Source organism: Pseudobutyrivibrio xylanivorans, assembly GCF_010906925.1.
GTDB lineage: Bacteria > Bacillota > Clostridia > Lachnospirales > Lachnospiraceae > Pseudobutyrivibrio.
Genome location: NZ_VTVE01000004.1, coordinates 200,361 through 219,658 on the forward strand (window position 1 = coordinate 200,361; position 19,298 = coordinate 219,658).

Genomic DNA, 19,298 nt, shown 5'->3' on the forward strand with positions numbered 1-19,298 from the left:
AAGTGGCAGACAAAATTTTAAATGTAATCAAGAATAATACAATGCTCATTGTACTGATCATAGTTGTTCTCTTCTTTAATATTTCAACAGGCGGCAAAATGCTCCAGCCTAGTCAGTTCAATGCTTTAATTACACAGAACGCATACGTTTATGTTCTTGCAACTGGTATGCTCATGTGTATGCTTACTGGTGGTAATATCGATCTTTCCTGCGGTTCTTTCGTATGTTTCGTAGGTGTTGTAGGTGCAAAGATTATGACAAGCCTTATGGCTGGTGGCATGGATCCACTTGTAGCAACAATCATCGGTATTCCAGCAATGCTTCTTATTGGTGTTATTTATGGATGTATTTTAGGATACGTTATCGCATACATGAACATTCCACCTTGGATTGCAACCCTTGCAGGTTTCCTTGCTCTTAGAGGTCTCGGTGTTGCATTGATGGATGGTGCTTCTAGTATCAGTAACCTTCCAGAGAACTTCTGTGTACTCTTCACAGGAAAGCTCAACGACTTCTTCGGTGGTCCAAGAATCGGTGGAGTTCAGTACAATCTCACAAGTATTGTGATTGCTGTTGCAGCAGCAGTTATATTTGTACTTTTAACTTTAAGAGAGCGTAAAAACAAGCTTGCTAAGGGATATGAGGTTTCAAGTTTCACATCATTAGTTGTTAGACTTGTACTTGTTTGCTTCGTAATCTTACTTTTCGGTTACAAGTACTCACTTGCAGGTGGCGTTCCTTATCCACTTATCTGGGTGGCTGTAATTGTACTTATCTACAATTTCATTACATCTAAGACTGATATTGGACGTTACTTCTACACAATCGGTGGAAACTCAGAGGCAACTCGTCTTTCTGGTATCGATACAAAGAGAATCATGTTCTTAGCTTACATGAACATGGCTGTACTTACAGTAATCTCTGCATTCATTACAATGGCTCGTTATAAGTCAGCTAATTCAACAGCTGGTCAGAACTACGAGATGGATGCTATCTCAGCTTGTGTAGTTGGTGGTGTTAGTGCATACGGTGGAAGCGGTACTATTTTCGGTATGATTATCGGTGCTACTCTTATCGGTGTAATCAACATTGGTATGTTCCTTATGAACATCGATGCAAACTGGCAAAAGATTGTTAAGGGTGTTGTACTTCTCGGTGCAGTAGTATTCGAAATCCTTAATAATAAGAAGAACGCTACAAAGTAATAACTAGTTTATTTTCTTCATTTTGTTCTCTTATATTTGGCCTGCAGGTTTCCTGTGGGCCTTTTTTATTTAATAGGATATTCCTAATATGAAATGAAAACGAGCTTGCTAGGATTTGGAATTTGAAAAGAACAATAATTTGACAGAAAAAGTAAAAAATAATAGTAGAAATATTCAGAAAAAGTGGGATAATATACTTAATTATCATAATAATTTCACAATAGTGGACGATAATATCATTAGAGGGTTTTCCCAATGAAAGGAGTGGATTACATGAAAGGACGTACTAAAAAGTTAATACAGACATATCTTGTACTATTACTCCTAGTGTTCACTTGGTTTGGTGGCGCTTTTAAAGTAATGGCAAAGTCGTCTCCAAGAGTTATTGTTATTGATCCTGCATTTCAGGAAGTGGCTGATGATTCCAAGGAACCTGTAGGTCCAGGTGCTTTTAGAACTAGTGATGAGGCAAGTTCAGGTAATGTTGGAGCAACAACAGGATATCCTGAGTATGAGTTGACACTTCAGGTGGCATTAAAGCTTAAGGCAGATCTTGAGAATGCAGGCTATGAAGTAATTCTCACACGTTCATCTAACGATGTAAATATCAGCAATAGCGGACGTGCTATGATAGCAAATATGTTTGAAGCTGATTTATTTATAGTGGTAAGTGCAAAGGAAGATGGAAATGGTTCATCTGGCGTTCAGGTTGTTTGCCAGTCAGAGGACAATCCTTATAATTACGGAAATTACGAAGATGGCAGACTTTTGTCAGATACAATACTTGGTTCTGTAAAGGCAGCCGGTTCTAGAGCTCGAATAGTAGAAGATGATGATATGGCAGTAATGAACTGGTGCCAAGCTCCTAGCACAGTAGTTGAAATTGGCTCCCTTGCCAATGAAGACGAAGAAGAGAAATTACTTAATGTTGATTATCAGCAGGAACTTGCTGACGGAATCGCCGCTGGCGTAGACAGCTATTTCACACAGAGGTAAATAAATATAAATATTTGAAAAGCCCCTATGTAGCTTGATAGCTACTTAGGGGCTTCTTTATAATATAAACACAAAACACATTATCGATGATTAAACCTCTAAATATATTGACTGGTTATTATAAATGAGCGATAATATATTTGCTTGTTTTGTAGGGTAAAATATAAAAATTGGAGGACTAGAAGTTTGAAAAGGATTATGCAAAGAGTGGTTGTGTCAATAGTTTTAACCACGGTATTTTTCTTATCGCAAATTATTTATAGTTATGCGGAAGAAATTGAATTAACAGAAGTTTCTGTGGATGAGGTCTCTGCTATTGATGATAATAGTACTATAAATGAGGCGGAGACATCTGTTAGCAATAATATAGATAATAGTGATGAATTTGAAGAGACTGATAATTCTGAAGAGGATTTTTCTGAAGAAAAAAACGAAGTTGAGGCTGAAGAAGATTTTCCATTAGTAGATGTGGATAATTATCTTTCTTACGGAGAAACGTGGTCTGATTCTAATGAAGAGTATACTTATGAGTTTGAAATTGATTATTCAAATATGGAAAAGGCTACTGTTTGTTTGGTAAGAACTGGTCTAGTTAATTCAGCTATAACTATTTTTGATGAAAATGGGAATAAATTATATAACGTTGAAACGAGTGCTAATTATGGTCGAAAATGGGTAAATTTGACTAATAATTCTGAAGAAGCGATAGAAAGATACACTATAAAAGTTAAGCCAGTTGATTATAGCAAAAGAAAAACCGCATCGTTTAAATTGATGATTGGAAATCAAGTTGACGCAGAAAAAATGATGAGCGGAATGGAAAATGCAGTAGAATTAGATAAATACTATGAGCCATACTTAAATTTTGTAAGAAATGAATATTTGCCAAATAATTACGAATGCTTTTATAAAGTTACAAATTCTTCATCAAGCATTCTAACTATTTTATTTAAGACTGACGATATAAGATTTAGAGTGTATGATTCAAATGGAGTTCTTTTGCAGGATTCTAATAATCCCAATCTAACAGAAAGCATTCATAGAACTGACTTTGTTGGGCACTCTTGGAAATGCGCAGAAAAAGAAGATTTAACACACGTATTTAATGGTTCAGGTCCGTATTATATAGGATTATATAATCTAAAACCATCTAATGAAAATACGTTGATTAAAGATTATTATTTAATTGCTTACGGTGATCCTATGATGTGCAGTGGGAGTACCACTGTAATGCCATGGAATACTATTAATATTAATTCACAAAGATATGTACAAACTTCATTTGATGTAACTGATAGTTCTATTCCAACAACTGCTAAGGCTACTAAAATTACTTATAGTGGAGCAGTGGGTTCAAGTATACAGTACTGGAGGGTGATGTCACCGGATGAAAGTTCATGGACATCAAGTAAGTCGTATGAACCTGGAATTAACATTTATTATTCACATGGTTCATTATTTAATTCGTCAGTACATGGTAGATGGAATGTATCTTTTTTAGCATCTAAAACATCAAGAATAAATACAATATCACCATACTATACTATTTATTATTATTATGAATATGGAGATTAAATCATGAATAATATTGAATCCATTAGTTATAGTACATCGTCAAAATATATTACTAAGACCAGTTCAGAGGAAGTAAAATCATTAGATATATATAAGAATGATTATTCAGAGGCGGAACGAAATGCTATTTTCAATGTTGATTTATATAATAATTATAATGATTGGAATATAGTAGTAAATAGAGGACCTGCTGTTATGGCAAATTCCTTGGGAGATAGAATTTTTGAGGATTCTTCAAAAATTATCCAAGAATATTTTGAGGGAGAGAAGACGGCTGAAGATGTTGAAAAATTCATGTCTGAGTGCTGTGATTTAATGATTGAATATCAAACTTACGTAACTCCCGAAAATACATTATCAGATTCGGACAAGGAAGAGATTGTTGGGGCGATTTATTCGTTGTTCTCCTTCCGGAATACAGTACAGGGGGTTGCTTATTGTTCAAAACTAGGGAATGAACTAAATAAACAATATGAATCGAATGATACCAATTATGTGTATTATGATGCAGATGTTTATTATAATTGGAAGCAATTATCCCAAAAATTAACTTCTTCGGCTAACAAGGTTGTTGATGATGTACTAGGATATGAAATCAATATTATAAAACATAGTAAAAAATATCCGGATAATGGATTTAATTTACAGTGGAATTTTGATGCTGCTTTAGGAAAACAGGTGGCGTCTTTATTAGATACGGACATAGAGCCACCTAAAGGATTTAAATTTTTATTTAAAGATATGTCAAGAGCTGATAATATGACAGATGGTTTAATGATACATTGTCCCTCGAGAATATGGAGTGGTGATTTGGTAGATGAATTAACAATTTCCTTATCACTTCCTAAGGCGGGAGATGCTGATTATTTGGGTGGTTTTATGAACCTAGAGGAACTACAAAATAAATATAATTTTAGTAATAAAGAATATGATTTCTTAAAGAATATACAAGTGTTTACTCGTTTATATGGGATTAAGAATTATGATTCATTAAGGAATACTTTAAAAGCTGTACAAAACAAGCATTTTAATTAAAAGAGAAGTCTACCAGTCATAGCTGGTAGACTTCGTGTTTTTATATTATTATATTTCTTCGCCGTTGAGCATGAATGTCTCATCTGGTTCGATAGGTACGCAGACACATTTCTTGCCGTCTACAATGGCAGTGGTTACAGAGGCAGCCTTGTCATCGGAAACCTTAACTACGATGTCAGGAAGCTTTCCCTCAGAAGTAACTCCTGTGGCTTCCTTAAGTTGCTGAGTAAGGTCTACAACGCGCTCCTTAAGGACGTTTTTCTCAAGGCGAAGCTCATTGTTTTTAAGAGCTTTTTCATCTAAAAGTTCATCTGCAAGTGGAAGAGCAGTCTCAAAATAGTTTTCAAAGTTGGCCTGAATCTTTTCGACCTTCATATCAGAAAGTCCTGAGTCAGTAAGGATGTTTGCAACATCCTGAGGCTCTAAGATGATTGGCTCATCCTCGCCAAGTCGCTCAGTTTCTACTGTAATAAAATCTGAAAGATTCTGCTGAATATCTAATTTCTTTTCGATTGTTTCTTCTGTTTCCTCGCCAAGAGCCTGATCAAGCATATTGTTGAATGCGTTCTTTTTCTGAGTAGAAGTCTTTTTAGTGCCACAGCCGATGCAGTTTTCCCAGAACTCTACGTGAGGCTCCTTTGTGTTTTTAGTGTAAGCAAGGCATGCATGTAAATCAGTAGAGCGCTCTGTGAAGCAAGGGAAAGTAAAGGCGGTATCAACAGGTCCTACAACCCAGTCTCTGATACGAGCACCGATTCTATTTTCGTCCTCGCGGTATCCAAGACCTGGCTTTGAAAGCTGTACTGGGCAGATAGCGCAGATGATATAGTCGTATACTTCCTCAGACTCATCAAGCATCAAATCATCTGTTGTCTTAACTGGAATATCATAGGTATCGTGGTAAAGAAGAATAAGGAAATTACCTACAAAATCATATGACTCGATAATTCTGTTGTAGTATTCAATGAGAAGCTTCTCATCCTGAAGACGGCTCTCGCGAAGTCTCATTAATAAATCATGTCCGCTACCTTCGATTTCCTCACTAGGGTCAAATGGAAGCTCAAGAAGATTGTTACCAACTGTTCCTGAAAGGGATTTGTTAGCAATTTCAAGATACTTGTGGAATTCTTCATCTTCAAGATTAAGAAAAGTCTCCTTGAAAGTGAGGACCATTTCCTTGTTGGCATCTACATAGCAACCTACCATTTTGTCAAAGTTACAATTATCCTTTTTAAAACGTCTTTTTATCTCGTTAATTTCTTTTTTATTCAATTTTTTCACGCTTTCTTCAAAAAAATATATTATTCTCGTATATAGGATATATGTGTCAAATTCGGCTTATGATTTGCACATATTTTAAACGATCAACTTCAATTATATGGACTTGTGAAAAGTAGTTCAAGAGTGAAATTGATTATAAAAAACAAATGGTTTATTATTGTTGTATAAAATATAATTTTTTATTTGGAGGAGCAAATAATGAACGGGGTACAAATTAAAAGAGCTAACAAGATTTTACTAATTGTTTTATTGGTATCGAGCTTCTTGCTTATTGTGGGCAATTTCTCGCAGCTACAATTTGCGGTAGATTTCGCTCCATATCGAAGCATCCTTCCTATTATAATGTGCGTAATAGGAATAGTATGTTATATTGTCTTGTATTTTTCTAATAAGGAATCTCTTAGACTTGAGAGAATTGGCACGGGCTGGTTTTTCTTAACATATACAGCTTGTCTTATGTTGGGACAGGGCAATTCACCATTCCCATTCTATATTCCAGTTTTAATGGTAATCTTAATTATGCTTGACGCACCATTTGTAAAGCTGGCAGCAATTTGGGGATTGGTTGTAAATGTTATTAGAGGTATGTCCATGTTTGCTACAGCTGCTGAACCAACAGCGGTAGCAGATGTAGTTATGATTGAGATAATCGTATCTATCTGCGCAACAGTTGGCGCCTTAAACGGAATCAAGCATTTGAAGATGCTTCTTGATGAAAATACAGGAGAGATTCAGCTTCAGGTTGAAAAGAGTGACAGGCTCATTGGCAAAACAAGAGATACTTCCAGAGTGGTTTCTGATTTAATGAAGGAAAGCCAGGATAGCATCCAGTCAGTACAGAAGGAAGTTGAGGCTATCAGCCGAGCCCTTAATGAGATTTCTCTTGGAACAACTGGTGCAGCAGAGGCTATCGAGAGCCAGTCTAGCAGAGTTGTTGATATTCAGGAACTTATAGATGGTATTTACACTCAGATTCAGGAGCTTGTAGATATTGCTAAGGAATGCATGACTGAGATTAAAGAGGGTGCAGATGCTGTAGAGTATTTGCAGACTAGCACCGAGAAATCTAAGTCTTCTAGTGAGGAGATGAAGGTAGCTGCAGGCGAGATGATGGATAGAGCCTCAGCTGTTAGAGATATTATTAGCATCATCCAGGGAATCAGTGCTCAGACTAATTTGCTTGCTCTTAATGCATCTATTGAGGCTGCTAGAGCTGGTGAGGCAGGCAAGGGCTTTGCCGTTGTTGCAGATGAAATCAGAGCATTGGCAGAGCAGACAAAGGATTCTACAGAGAATATTTCATCTATCCTTGACGAATTATCAAACGACACAGAGCTTGTATCTGAAAAGATTAACGAGACTGTTGAAATCTCAAACGAGCAGGTTGAATACATCGAGATTACAAGAGATAAGTTCTCTATTATCCACGATGGCTTCGACAAGCTTAACAGCAACGTAGACGAAGTAAATAGAAACGTCAACGAGCTTAAGGATAACAACAACAAGATAGTTGAGGAGGTTACAAACCTTTCTGCTACAACAGAAGAGATCTCTGCAAACTGCGAGAATGCTTCTAACAATAGTTCTTCAACAGTATCTGTTGTAAACAACTTTGTGGACCTTATGGACAAGATTGCAAACAAGGTTTATGAGCTGGATAAAAATAACTAGTTGGATTAGTTATAAGTGCTTGACATCAAATGCTTAAATAACTATACTTTAGTCAAATAAAGAAGGGGAACAGTCATGGCATTTACATCTATGCTTAATAATCTCAATAATAACAATAATAATTCCGTGAATAATAATCAGGGAGTTTAATTTTATTGTATTGATGAGATTTGAATGTTCCAGATAAACATGAATTAGAGAGCCTCATCAAGCTAGAGTTTGATGAGGCTTTTATTGTGTCAAGGAGGGGCCCTTTAGGGAAGATTCCTTGATACACAGAACTGCCAATTGCCAGAGGCAATTATTAATGGCAGTTCTTCATTAATCAAAAATGAGGAGAAAAACAATGAGCGTTAAAACCACAGACGTAAGAACACTTTCGAGAAATTTCAAAGATTATGGGGACAAGGAAGTTACTGTTGCTGGATGGGTTCGCAACATGCGTGATTCTAAAACATTCGGTTTCTTGGTACTTGCTGATGGTACTTTCTTCAATCCAGTGCAGGTAGTATTTAATCAGGATAATATCGACAATTTCGATGAGGTTAGACGTCTTAATGTTGGCGCCGCAGTATATGTTACTGGTATTGTTACACTTACACCAGAAGCTAAGCAGCCATTCGAGATTCAGGCTACAAAAATTGAGGTAGAGGGCAAATCAACACCTGACTATCCAATCCAGCCTAAGAGACATACAATGGAATACCTTCGTACACAGACACATCTTCGTCCACGTACAAATACATTCCAGGCAGTATTTAGAGTTCGTTCACTTTGTGCTTATGCAATCCACAAGTTCTTCCAGGAGCGTGATTTCGTATATGTTCATACTCCACTTATTACAGGTTCTGACTGTGAGGGTGCAGGTGAGATGTTCCAGGTTACTACAATGGACCTTAACAACATCCCTAAGACAGAGGATGGAGCAGTTGATTTCTCACAGGATTTCTTTGGCCATGCTACCAACCTTACAGTTTCAGGACAGTTAAATGGTGAGACTTACGCACAGGCATTTAAGAACATCTATACATTTGGTCCTACATTCCGTGCAGAGAACTCTAACACAACTCGTCATGCAGCAGAGTTCTGGATGATTGAGCCAGAGATTTCATTTGCAGATCTTGAGGATGATATGCAGCTTGCTGAGGAGATGATTAAGTTCATCATCAACTATGTATTAGAGCATGCTCCAGAGGAGATGGAGTTCTTCAACAACTTTATCGACAAGGGACTTCTTGATAGACTTCATCATGTAGCTACATCAGACTTTGGCCGCATCACATACACAGATGCAGTTGCAGAGCTTGAGAAGCACAACGACGAGTTTGATTACAAGGTATCTTGGGGCTGTGACCTTCAGACAGAGCACGAGAGATACTTAACAGAGAAAATATTTGGAAAGCCTGTATTCGTTACAGATTATCCAAAGGAAATAAAGGCATTCTACATGAAACTTAACGAGGACGGCAAGACTGTTGCAGCTATGGACTGTCTCGTACCTGGCATCGGAGAAATCATCGGCGGCTCACAGCGTGAGGATGACTACGATGTACTTCTTAAGAGAATGCAGGAGTGTGGACTTAAGGAAGAAGACTACGGATTCTACCTTGACCTTCGTAAATACGGTTCATCTCGTCATGCAGGTTTCGGACTTGGATTTGAGCGTTGCGTAATGTACCTCACAGGAATGGGGAACATCCGTGACGTAATTCCATTCCCAAGAACTGTAGGTAATTGTGATTTATAATCCGTAATCATCATCGACAGAGCATACATATCTTTCTACGACACGCTTTCGCTCTTGTCGTGCTCGTTGCCCTACATAAGATGCTGCTTTGCACCATCTAAGTAGGGACGGCACTTTAAGGTCTTTAGAAAGACATGTATGTCTGCCGTTGAGATTACTCATCTAAATATAGGAGGATACATTAGTTATGAGTAAGATATACATCCCGGATGGGTACGCTTCGGCGTTGGACCTTAAAGAGACACAGATTGCGATTAAGAAGGTAAAGGATTTCTTCCAGGCGCAGCTTACAGCAGAGCTTAACCTTCATCGTGTAACAGCTCCACTTTTTGTAGAGCCAGAATCTGGTCTTAACGACAATTTGAATGGCGTTGAGAGACCTGTTGCTTTCGGTGTTAAGGAGCAGGGCGACAAGGAAGTAGAGGTTGTTCATTCTCTTGCAAAATGGAAGAGAATGGCTCTTGGCAGATATAAATTCAATGTAGGTGAAGGTCTTTACACAGATATGAATGCTATCCGTCGAGATGAGGATACAGATAATATTCATTCGATTTATGTTGACCAATGGGATTGGGAGTGTATAATAGATAAGTCGGCTCGTAACGAGGAGACTCTTAAAAAGTATGTTAAGAGTGTCTATGCAGCACTTAGAGTCACAGAGAAATACATTGCGAATTCTTACGATTATGTTGAGTGTATTCTTCCTGAGGAGATTCACTTTATCACTACACAGGAGCTTGAGGACAGATGGCCAGAGCTTTCATCTAGTGAGCGTGAGTATGAGGCAGCCAAGGAATACGGCGCAATCTTCCTTATGAAGATTGGTGATTTACTTGCTTCAGGCAAGAAGCATGACGGTCGTGCACCTGACTATGATGATTGGCAGTTAAATGGAGATATCATTGTTTACTACCCAGTTGATGATATTTCACTTGAGCTTTCATCAATGGGTATCAGAGTAGACGAGGATAGTCTCAAGGCACAGCTTGACAAGGCTGGATGTCCTGAGAGAGCAGAGCTTCCATTCCAGAAGGCTGTACTTGAGAAGAAATTGCCATATACAATTGGCGGTGGTATTGGTCAGAGCCGTATCTGTATGTTCTTCCTTCGCAAGTGTCATATAGGAGAGGTTCAGTGTTCTTTCTGGCCAGAGAAAGATATTGCTTACGCAGGCGAAAGAGGCGTAATCATTTTATAATTTGAGTTGGCCCCGAAAGGGGCTAATTCTCTGTTTTTTATAAAAACATATTTACTTTAAAACTTTACTGTGCTAAACTATAGGAAAACAAGCACAGTAGTTTTGTGCGTCGTGGGCATACGGTGTCCACTTTTGTTATGTAATGATATTTCCGTGGTTTTCATGGAGTTTATAGTTTGTCGCAAGCATAATAATATGCAGCAATTTAGTTAGTTTTGGAAATTCTGGGTGGGTTATTTATTTTAGTTAAATAGGAGTATATGATTAATGAATAAAAAACTTGAGACAGCAGAAATGGATGAGCTTCTTCGCGCAATACTTAGTCTTGAGACAGTTGAAGAAGCATACGAGTTCTTTGAGGATTTATGTACTGTTAACGAGATGGTTGCCATGAAGCAGCGCTTTGAGGTGGCTAAGATGCTTCGTGAGGAGCGCACATATCAGGACATCGCAGATGAGACTGGTGCTAGTTCAGCTACTATCAGTCGTGTTAATCGCGCATTGAATTATGGCAATGATGGCTATGATTTAGTTCTCAACAGAATCAGTAACGATTAATTGACAATAATATGACCAGGCTTTATGCCTGGTCTTTTTTTACTTAATAGGAAATCACTTTGTTATATCTTTAGAGTTCGTATTTAGATTTCTTTTTCGTTATTTCTGCCATGTAGGCGGCGGTGATGATACCAGTTGGAAGAGCGATGACTGCCATGCCAACGAGAGCTGATATCATAGTAATCAGTCGACCCACTGTGGTAACTGGATAGATGTCACCGTAGCCGATGGTTGTAATGGAAATAGTAGCCCAGTAAAGGGCATCAAAAAAGTTGTTAAACAGATTTGGCTCAAGCTGGAAGATGAGCATTGCCGCACCAAATATGTAAATAATAATAAGGAACAAAACAGCCATAAGCTGGGACTTAACTTTTCTTATTACATTTCTGATGATAATCATTGTCTTAGAGTAGCGAACTAGTTTTAGCATTCGAAAGACTCTGAACAATCTAAGAAGAGAAATGAACCCTGATACAGGTACAAAAAGATAGATGATAGGAATAATAGATAAGAAATCAAAAATTGCCAGGGGTGTAAAAATATATGCTATATAGGCCCTGTAGTTTTGATATCCCATTTTGTAGTCGGCAGTGTAGACTCTGGCAGCGTAGTCAAAGATGAAAAGTATGCTGACAAAGATATCTATTGTCACAAGATAACTGTTCATTTCTTTTACGGTCAGTGGAAGTAGACCTACGATGATTGCTGTTGTCATAAGCCTGTCGTAGGCGCGGCTGGATATATCACCTATGCTGGATACTTCAATTACTTCGTATATGCGTCGTTTAAAATCGTACATAGTAGTCTCCTAGAAAAATCCTTTGTAAAAAGCTATCAGACCAAGAATGGCAAGAGCAGCAGTTATAATATTGCACAAGAAAACAAAGCGTCTCGCCTGCTTGGTTTTATTGCTTTGGATTACGCCGGAATCACTTATGAAATTGTCTGTGTTGTGATCTGCCATATATACCTCACTATTTACTGTTATGGGTTTATAGTAGCATTAGTGTGTGAAAATTCTTTATCTAAATAGTTAAATCTAAAAATAAACTAAATATTTGTTGACATAGGGGTGTGATGGTGCTAATATTACTTCAACACAATAAAGTATTAAACCGATGAGGGAGAAGAGTACCTCTTCATGATGTCTAAGAGAGAGCTGCGATGGTGGGATGCAGTAGGATAGTGATTTGGGAATGGACTCCTGAGGGCGTGAGGAAATAACAGTTTTGTTAGAGTATTGCACGACGTAGGACATACGTTAGTTGTCATGGATATGTTAGTATCCTGTAAGAGCATGGCATAGCCCATGAATTCAAGGTGGCACCGCGGATTAGATTATTCGTCCTTGATAGAAACTAAAGGTTTCTATCAAGGACTTTTTTTGTTTCTATTCAGAGCCAAGTAAATCTTATCTTGAAAAGCTGCTTGCAGCAATTACAAAGGAGGAGAAAAAATGATCAAAGAAGCAATCGTTAAAATCGTTAACAAGGGAGATTTAACATATGATGAAGCGTACGCTGTTATGAATGAGATTATGGATGGTGAGACAAGCCAGACTCAGAATGCAGCATTTTTATCAGCCCTTTCTACTAAGAGTGCTAAGGCTGAGACAACAGAGGAAATTGCAGGTTGTGCAGCAGCCATGAGAGAGCATGCAGTAAAGGTTAACACAGGCATGGAAGTGTTTGAAATCGTTGGAACAGGCGGAGACAATGCACACAGCTTTAATATTTCTACTACATCAGCTCTTGTAGCAGCAGCCGGCGGAATGAAGGTTGCAAAGCACGGCAACAGAGCAGCTTCATCTCTTTGCGGAACAGCTGATTGTCTTGAGGCTCTTGGGGTTAACATTGCTCAGGACCCAGACAAGTGTGTAGAGCTTCTTGATAAGGTAGGAATGTGCTTTTTCTTTGCTCAGAAATATCACACATCAATGAAGTACGTTGGTGCTATCAGAAAGGAACTTGGTTTTAGAACAGTATTTAATATTTTAGGACCACTTACCAATCCAGCTACTCCATCCATGCAGCTTTTAGGTGTTTATGATGAGTATTTAGTAGAGCCACTAGCTCAGGTACTTATTAACCTTGGCGTAAAGCGCGGCATGGTTGTATATGGTATGGATAAGCTTGATGAGATTTCAATGAGTGCTCCGACAAAGGTTTGTGAGATTAAGGACGGATGGTACAAGACATACATTATCGAGCCTGAGGATTTTGGTTTTTCAAAGTGCACAAAGGATGAGTTAAAGGGCGGTACACCAGAGGAAAATGCAAAAATCACAAGAGAGATTTTAAATGGTGCAAAGGGACCTAAGAGAGATGCAGTTCTTATGAATGCAGGTGCTTCACTTTACATCGGAGGCAAGGCAGATTCATTTAAAGAAGGAATTGAGCTTGCAGCAAGCATCATCGATTCAGGTAAGGCTCTTGAGACATTAGAGAAGTTTATTATAGTTAGCAATGAAATCAAGGAAGATTCTTCAGCTAGCGAAGCAAAGACAAGTGCAGTTTAGGAGATGTTTATGAATATACTTGATGAGCTGGCAGAATATGCAAAGGTACGAGTAAAAGAGGCCAAAGAGATTAGACCACTTGATGTAGTTAAGACCGAGGCATTATCAAAACCAAAGGGTGATTTTGAATTTGAAAAAGCCCTGAAAAAAGATGGAATGAGTTTCATATGCGAATGCAAAAAGGCATCTCCATCAAAGGGAATAATAGCCGAGGAATTTGATTATCTTACAATTGCAAAGGATTATGAGGCCGCTGGAGCTGATTGCATTTCAGTTTTGACAGAGCCAAAGTGGTTCTTAGGAAGTGATCAGTATCTACAGGAAATCACAGACGCAGTTAGCATTCCTGTTATCCGAAAGGATTTTACAGTAGATGAATACATGATTTACGAGGCTAAGCTACTTGGTGCCAAGGCAGTACTTCTCATTTGCGCAATCCTGACAGAGGAGCAGATAAGAGAGTATATTCGTATATGCGATACACTTGGAATAAGCGCTTTGGTTGAAGCTCATGATGAGGCAGAGATTCAGATAGCTGTCCACGCAGGAGCTAGAGTGATTGGAGTGAATAACAGAAATCTCAAGGATTTTTCAGTTGATACTTCAAACAGCAGACGCTTGAGACAGATGATACCTGAGGATGTAGTTTTTGTTTCAGAAAGTGGAATCAAGGACGCTAGCGATATAGAGCTTTTAAATGAAGCTAAAGTAGATGCAGTTTTAATTGGTGAGACATTGATGAAGGCCCAGGATAAGGCCGCTAAGCTAAAGGAATTAAGAGGGAATTGATATGACAGCAATTAAATTATGTGGACTTACAAGAGAAGAAGACATTAAAAAGGCAAATGAAGTAAAGCCAGAATATGTCGGATTTGTTTTCTACGAGAAAAGTAGAAGAAAAGTATCAAAGGACCAGGCTAAGAAATTTAGAGCAATGCTTAATCCTGAAATCAAAACAGTAGGTGTTTTTGTGGATGCTAATCCAGTGGAAATCGAGGATTTATTCCAGGAGAAGATCATTGATGTGGCTCAGCTTCATGGAAATGAGGATGAGGAATATATCAAGGAGCTTCAGGATAAGAGCATTCCAGTAATCAAGATGTTTAAGGGTGATTCTCCTGAAGAATTGCTTAAGGCAGAAAAATCCAGCGCGGACATGGTTATGTTTGATGCAGGCAAGGGCGAGGGCAATACTTTAAACTGGAACCTTCTTACATATGTAGAGCGACCATTTATTTTAGCTGGTGGCCTCAATCAGGAAAATGTAGCAAAGGCTATAAAGGCAACCAATCCTTATGCTGTTGATGTCAGCACAGGTATTGAAACTGATAAATTAAAAGATGGACAGAAGATGAAAGAATTCGTAAATGCGGTAAGAGAGGATGCAAAAGTGGTGAAAAGCAAGGGCAGATTTGGTATCCACGGTGGACAGTATATTCCTGAGACACTGATGAATGCAGTAAATGAGCTTGAAGAAGCATACAATCATTATAAAGATGACCCAGAGTTCAATCGTGAGCTCAAGGACTTACTTGACAATTATGCAGGCCGTCCAAGCCTTCTATATTATGCAGAAAAGATGACAAAGGATCTTGGTGGAGCCAAGATTTATCTTAAGAGAGAGGATTTAAATCACACAGGTTCTCACAAGATTAACAATGTATTAGGTCAGGCTCTTCTTGCAAAGAAGATGGGTAAGACAAGACTTATTGCAGAGACAGGTGCAGGTCAGCACGGTGTTGCAACTGCAACAGCAGCAGCTCTCCTTGGAATGGAATGTGTCATTTTCATGGGAGAGGAAGATACTAAGCGCCAGGCACTTAACGTATATAGAATGAAGCTTTTAGGTGCAGATGTAGTGCCAGTAACTAGCGGTACAGCTACACTTAAAGATGCGGTTTCAGAGTGCATGCGTGAGTGGACTACAAGAATCGATGATACACATTATTGCCTTGGCTCTGTTATGGGACCACATCCATTCCCTACAATCGTTAGAGATTTCCAGGCTGTTATTTCAAAGGAAAGCAGACAGCAGATTTTAGAGGTAGAGGGTAGACTTCCTGATGCAGTTATCGCTTGCGTTGGTGGTGGTAGCAATGCTATGGGAAGCTTCTATCACTACATCGGTGATGAGGGAGTTAAGCTCATCGGATGTGAGGCTGCAGGTAGAGGTATTGATACATTTGAGACAGCGGCAACGGTTAATACTGGTAAGGTAGGTATTTTCCATGGTATGAAGTCATATTTCTGTCAGGATAAATATGGTCAGATTGCTCCAGTTTACTCTATTTCAGCAGGTCTTGATTATCCTGGTGTTGGACCAGAGCATGCTTATCTTCATGATATTCATAGAGCAGAGTATGTGCCAGTTACAGACGTAGAGGCTGTAGAGGCTTTTGAATACATTGCAAAGACAGAAGGAATCATTGCAGCTATCGAGAGTTCTCATGCTATTGCATATGCTAGAAAGCTTGCTCCTACAATGGACAAGGACCAGATTATTATTGTTACAGTTTCAGGCCGCGGTGATAAGGACTGCGCAGCAATTGCCCGCTATAGAGGGGAGGACATCTATGAGTAAGATTACAGAAGCATTCAACAAAAAAGCATTTATCCCATTTATCACATGCGGAGATCCAGATTTAGATACAACAAAAGAAATCATAAAAGAATTGGCTGCAAATGGCGCTGATTTAATTGAGCTTGGCATACCATTTTCTGACCCAACAGCTGAGGGACCAGTAATTATGGAGGCCAATATCAGAGCTCTTAAAAACAACATTACTACAGATGATGTATTTGAAATGGTAGCGGAAGTAAGCCCTACTGTTTCTACACCACTTGTATTTATGACATATGCCAATGTGGTTTACTCTTATGGAATCGACAGATTCTTCGAGAGATGTCAGGACACAGGAATCTGCGGAATCATTTTACCTGACGTACCATTTGAGGAAAAGGCAGAGTTTGAGGATGCTGCAGCAGAGTATGGAGTAGAGTTTATCTCAATGGTTGCTCCTACTTCTGAGGACAGAATCGACAAGATTTCTGCAGATGCCAAGGGATTTATTTATATCGTTTCAAGCCTTGGAGTTACAGGTGAGCGTTCTAAAATCAATAGCAACATCAAGGCAGTAGTTGAGCGAGTTCGCAAGAATACAGATGTACCTTGTGCAGTAGGATTTGGTATTTCTACACCAGAACAGGCTGCAGAGATGGCTGATATTGCAGATGGTGCAATTGTTGGTTCTGCCATTGTGAAAGTGGTAGCTGAGTATGGCAAAGAAGCACCACAACAGGTAGGAAAGTTCGTAAAATCAATGAAAGAGGCTTATCATGTTTCCTAGTATCGAAGAAGTAGTACGACTTGCAAAGACAAAAGAATACAAAAGAATTCCAGTTGCTATAGAGATGCTTTCAGATAGCCTTACCACTATTGAGGCAGTGCGCATTTTAAGAAATGCAAGTCATCAGTGCTATCTTCTTGAAAGTGCTAGTCAGACAGAGACCTGGGGAAGATATTCATTCTTAGGATTCAATCCTAAAATGGAAATTACCTGCCAGGATGGAGTTGTCTCTATCAAGGAGAATAGTGGTAACAGCAAGACACTAATCGAAGAGAGAAAAGTGGCTCACCCAGGAGAGATTTTACGAGAGGTCATCAAGAAATATAAGTCTCCTACAATCCAGGGACTTCCTACATTTACAGGCGGTCTGGTAGGATATTTTTCTTATGATTACATCAAATATAGTGAGCCAAAGCTAGTTCTTGAGAATCATGGTGAGGATGAATTCAAGGACATGGATTTGATGCTCTTTGATGATGTAATAGCCTTTGATAATTTCAGACAGAAAATATATTTAATTACAGGTATTTCCCTTGATGGAGTTTCAGATAAGGAAAGCGATATCGCTTCTGAATACGAGGATGCGAATCATAGACTTGAGGCTCTTAAGGATATTCTCACAAAGGGAAAGAAAAAAGAATTTGAGCCTCTTAAGCTAGACTCACAAATCCAGCCAAAGTTTACAAAGGCTGAGTATGGAAATATGGTGGAGAAGGCCAAGAACTATATTAAGGAAGGTGATATTTTCCAGGTGGTTCTTTCTAATCCACTTACTGCAAAAGCAAGTGGAAGTCTATTTGATGTGTACAGACTTCTTAGAGCTAGCAATCCATCGCCATATATGTTCTATTTTTCAAGTGATGACATTGAAATAGCAGGAGCATCACCTGAGACACTTGTCAAGGTGGAGCAGCGAAAGGTAAGCACTTTCCCTCTTGCTGGTACAAGACCAAGAGGAAAAAATCAGGCTGAGGATGAGGCACTGGAGGCAGAGCTTCTTGCAGATGAAAAAGAGCGAGCAGAGCACAATATGCTTGTGGATTTAGGTCGTAACGATATTGGAAAAATCAGTCGAATTGGCTCTGTAAATGTTGAAAAGTACATGGGGATTGAGCGATATTCTCATGTAATGCATATAGGTTCAACAGTTGTTGGAGAGCTGGCCGAGGACAAGGATGTAATCGATGCGGTAGATGCCATCCTTCCAGCTGGTACACTTTCTGGTGCGCCTAAATTTAGAGCCTGTGAGATTATCGAGGAGCTGGAGCAAAGCAAGCGAGGCATCTATGGTGGAGCGCTTGGATACATTGATTTCTCAGGAAATCTAGATGTGTGTATCGCCATAAGACTTGTTTATAAGAAAAATGATAGTATATGCATTCGCTCAGGAGCTGGTATCGTATTTGATTCTGTACCAGAAAAGGAAGCTGAAGAATGCATTAACAAGGCCAAGGCTGTAGTGAAGGCTGTGGAGCAGGCCGAGGGAGGATTAGAATGATTTTATTAATTGATAACTATGATAGTTTTTCATATAACTTGTATCAATTGATAGGTGACATCGAGCCTGATGTGAGAGTTGTGAGAAATGATGAACTCAGTATACAGGACATTGAAAAGCTGAATCCTAGCCAGATTATCATTTCCCCAGGGCCAGGTCGTCCAATTGATGCTGGAATATGCGAGGAGGTAATAGCTCATTTTGCAGGCAAGATTCCTATTCTCGGTGTGTGTCTTGGCCATCAGGCTATCTGCGAGACATTTGGTGCCGAGATTACCTATGCTAAGGAGCTTAAGCATGGCAAGCAGTCTAGGGTAAAGATAGACAAGGAGTGCAAGGTATTTAGAGGTCTTCCAGATGAGATAAAGGTAGCTAGATATCATTCTCTTGCAGCAGATACTAACACACTTCCAGGCAATCTACAGGTGGTTGCATTATCTGATGACAATGATGTGATGGCTGTAAAACACAAGGATTACGAAGTATATGGATTACAGTTTCATCCAGAGTCTATTTTGACTCCAAATGGCAAGCAGATGTTAGAAAACTTCCTTATGGCATAATTAAATAGTGATGGAAGAGAATAGGATAGAGATTTAATCCTATTTTCCACGTGTCAATTATGATAAAATCTAAGATGTGGTTTTGGTAACTACATCTTATTTTTTT

General features: G+C 38.8%; 17 protein-coding genes, 1 pseudogene and 1 other annotated feature. Of the genes and pseudogenes, 15 read left to right on the forward strand and 3 right to left on the reverse strand.

The window, feature by feature from the left end; genetic code table 11:
- Nucleotides 1-2: 2 nt before the first annotated feature.
- From F0Q01_RS12205 to F0Q01_RS12220, 4 genes are all read left to right on the forward strand, one after another.
- Nucleotides 3-1,205 carry an ABC transporter permease subunit gene (locus F0Q01_RS12205; RefSeq protein WP_242941872.1) on the forward strand — a complete coding sequence of 401 codons (1,203 nt, stop codon included), beginning with the start codon at nucleotides 3-5 and terminating at the stop codon, nucleotides 1,203-1,205.
- A gap of 273 nt (nucleotides 1,206-1,478) precedes the next feature.
- Nucleotides 1,479-2,201, forward strand: coding sequence for an N-acetylmuramoyl-L-alanine amidase family protein (locus F0Q01_RS12210; RefSeq protein WP_163927257.1), 723 nt, complete (start codon nucleotides 1,479-1,481; stop codon nucleotides 2,199-2,201).
- A 186-nt stretch (nucleotides 2,202-2,387) separates the two neighbouring features.
- The gene (locus F0Q01_RS12215) at nucleotides 2,388-3,776 is read left to right on the forward strand and encodes a hypothetical protein (RefSeq protein WP_143096665.1); all 1,389 of its coding nucleotides are present in this window, start codon (nucleotides 2,388-2,390) and stop codon (nucleotides 3,774-3,776) included.
- 3 nt (nucleotides 3,777-3,779) lie between these two features.
- The gene (locus tag F0Q01_RS12220) at nucleotides 3,780-4,811 is read left to right on the forward strand and encodes a hypothetical protein (RefSeq protein WP_090489022.1); all 1,032 of its coding nucleotides are present in this window, start codon (nucleotides 3,780-3,782) and stop codon (nucleotides 4,809-4,811) included.
- Nucleotides 4,812-4,859: 48 nt separating this feature from the next.
- Here F0Q01_RS12220 and F0Q01_RS12225 read toward each other — a convergent pair whose 3' ends face one another.
- Complete coding sequence (locus F0Q01_RS12225; protein ID WP_330584335.1) at nucleotides 4,860-6,092, reverse strand: DUF4317 domain-containing protein; 1,233 nt, start codon at nucleotides 6,090-6,092, stop codon at nucleotides 4,860-4,862.
- Between the two features lie 198 nt (nucleotides 6,093-6,290).
- Here F0Q01_RS12225 and F0Q01_RS12230 point away from each other — a divergent pair, with 198 nt between their 5' ends.
- The 4 genes from F0Q01_RS12230 to F0Q01_RS12245 all read left to right on the forward strand — a co-directional run bounded on the left by F0Q01_RS12230 (nucleotide 6,291) and on the right by F0Q01_RS12245 (nucleotide 11,266).
- Complete coding sequence (locus tag F0Q01_RS12230) at nucleotides 6,291-7,763, forward strand: methyl-accepting chemotaxis protein (protein WP_090489025.1); 1,473 nt, start codon at nucleotides 6,291-6,293, stop codon at nucleotides 7,761-7,763.
- Between the two features lie 346 nt (nucleotides 7,764-8,109).
- On the forward strand, nucleotides 8,110-9,510 hold the full coding sequence (gene asnS / locus F0Q01_RS12235; RefSeq protein WP_090152479.1) for an asparagine--tRNA ligase: 1,401 nt from the start codon (nucleotides 8,110-8,112) through the stop codon (nucleotides 9,508-9,510).
- A gap of 187 nt (nucleotides 9,511-9,697) precedes the next feature.
- A complete protein-coding gene (gene asnA / locus F0Q01_RS12240) occupies nucleotides 9,698-10,708 on the forward strand; it encodes an aspartate--ammonia ligase (protein ID WP_090152477.1) in 1,011 nt (336 codons plus the stop codon).
- Between the two features lie 267 nt (nucleotides 10,709-10,975).
- Complete coding sequence (locus F0Q01_RS12245; RefSeq protein WP_090152473.1) at nucleotides 10,976-11,266, forward strand: YerC/YecD family TrpR-related protein; 291 nt, start codon at nucleotides 10,976-10,978, stop codon at nucleotides 11,264-11,266.
- 70 nt (nucleotides 11,267-11,336) lie between these two features.
- On the opposite strand, the gene F0Q01_RS12250 is transcribed toward F0Q01_RS12245, so the two are convergent.
- Together F0Q01_RS12250 and F0Q01_RS12255 are read right to left on the reverse strand one after the other, a co-directional pair.
- A complete protein-coding gene (locus tag F0Q01_RS12250) occupies nucleotides 11,337-12,065 on the reverse strand; it encodes an ion transporter (RefSeq protein ID WP_090489027.1) in 729 nt (242 codons plus the stop codon).
- 9 nt (nucleotides 12,066-12,074) lie between these two features.
- Nucleotides 12,075-12,230 carry a hypothetical protein gene (locus F0Q01_RS12255; RefSeq protein WP_163927259.1) on the reverse strand — a complete coding sequence of 52 codons (156 nt, stop codon included), beginning with the start codon at nucleotides 12,228-12,230 and terminating at the stop codon, nucleotides 12,075-12,077.
- 145 nt (nucleotides 12,231-12,375) lie between these two features.
- Nucleotides 12,376-12,619: a binding site (T-box leader), on the forward strand.
- Nucleotides 12,620-12,722: 103 nt separating this feature from the next.
- Here F0Q01_RS12255 and trpD point away from each other — a divergent pair.
- The 7 genes and pseudogenes from trpD (at nucleotide 12,723) to F0Q01_RS12285 (ending at nucleotide 19,192) form a co-directional block, all read left to right on the forward strand.
- Nucleotides 12,723-13,784, forward strand: a complete 1,062-nt coding sequence (trpD, locus tag F0Q01_RS12260; protein WP_090489029.1) for an anthranilate phosphoribosyltransferase — start codon at nucleotides 12,723-12,725, stop codon at nucleotides 13,782-13,784.
- A gap of 9 nt (nucleotides 13,785-13,793) precedes the next feature.
- Nucleotides 13,794-14,573, forward strand: coding sequence for an indole-3-glycerol phosphate synthase TrpC (gene trpC / locus F0Q01_RS12265; protein WP_090489032.1), 780 nt, complete (start codon nucleotides 13,794-13,796; stop codon nucleotides 14,571-14,573).
- Between the two features lies 1 nt (nucleotide 14,574).
- Nucleotides 14,575-15,141, forward strand: a pseudogene (locus F0Q01_RS14010) (phosphoribosylanthranilate isomerase); the annotation flags it as partial.
- Nucleotides 15,136-16,365, forward strand: coding sequence for a tryptophan synthase subunit beta (gene trpB, locus F0Q01_RS12270; protein WP_243150676.1), 1,230 nt, complete (start codon nucleotides 15,136-15,138; stop codon nucleotides 16,363-16,365). The pseudogene F0Q01_RS14010 and the gene trpB, both read left to right, overlap by 6 nt.
- Entirely contained in the window at nucleotides 16,358-17,131 is a 774-nt protein-coding gene (trpA, locus tag F0Q01_RS12275) for a tryptophan synthase subunit alpha (protein WP_090489036.1), read from the forward strand. The genes trpB and trpA overlap by 8 nt, the downstream gene beginning before the upstream one ends.
- The gene (gene trpE / locus F0Q01_RS12280; protein ID WP_090489038.1) at nucleotides 17,121-18,629 is read left to right on the forward strand and encodes an anthranilate synthase component I; all 1,509 of its coding nucleotides are present in this window, start codon (nucleotides 17,121-17,123) and stop codon (nucleotides 18,627-18,629) included. The genes trpA and trpE overlap by 11 nt, the downstream gene beginning before the upstream one ends.
- Entirely contained in the window at nucleotides 18,626-19,192 is a 567-nt protein-coding gene (locus tag F0Q01_RS12285; protein WP_090489040.1) for an anthranilate synthase component II, read from the forward strand. The genes trpE and F0Q01_RS12285 overlap by 4 nt, the downstream gene beginning before the upstream one ends.
- Nucleotides 19,193-19,298 lie beyond the last annotated feature (106 nt).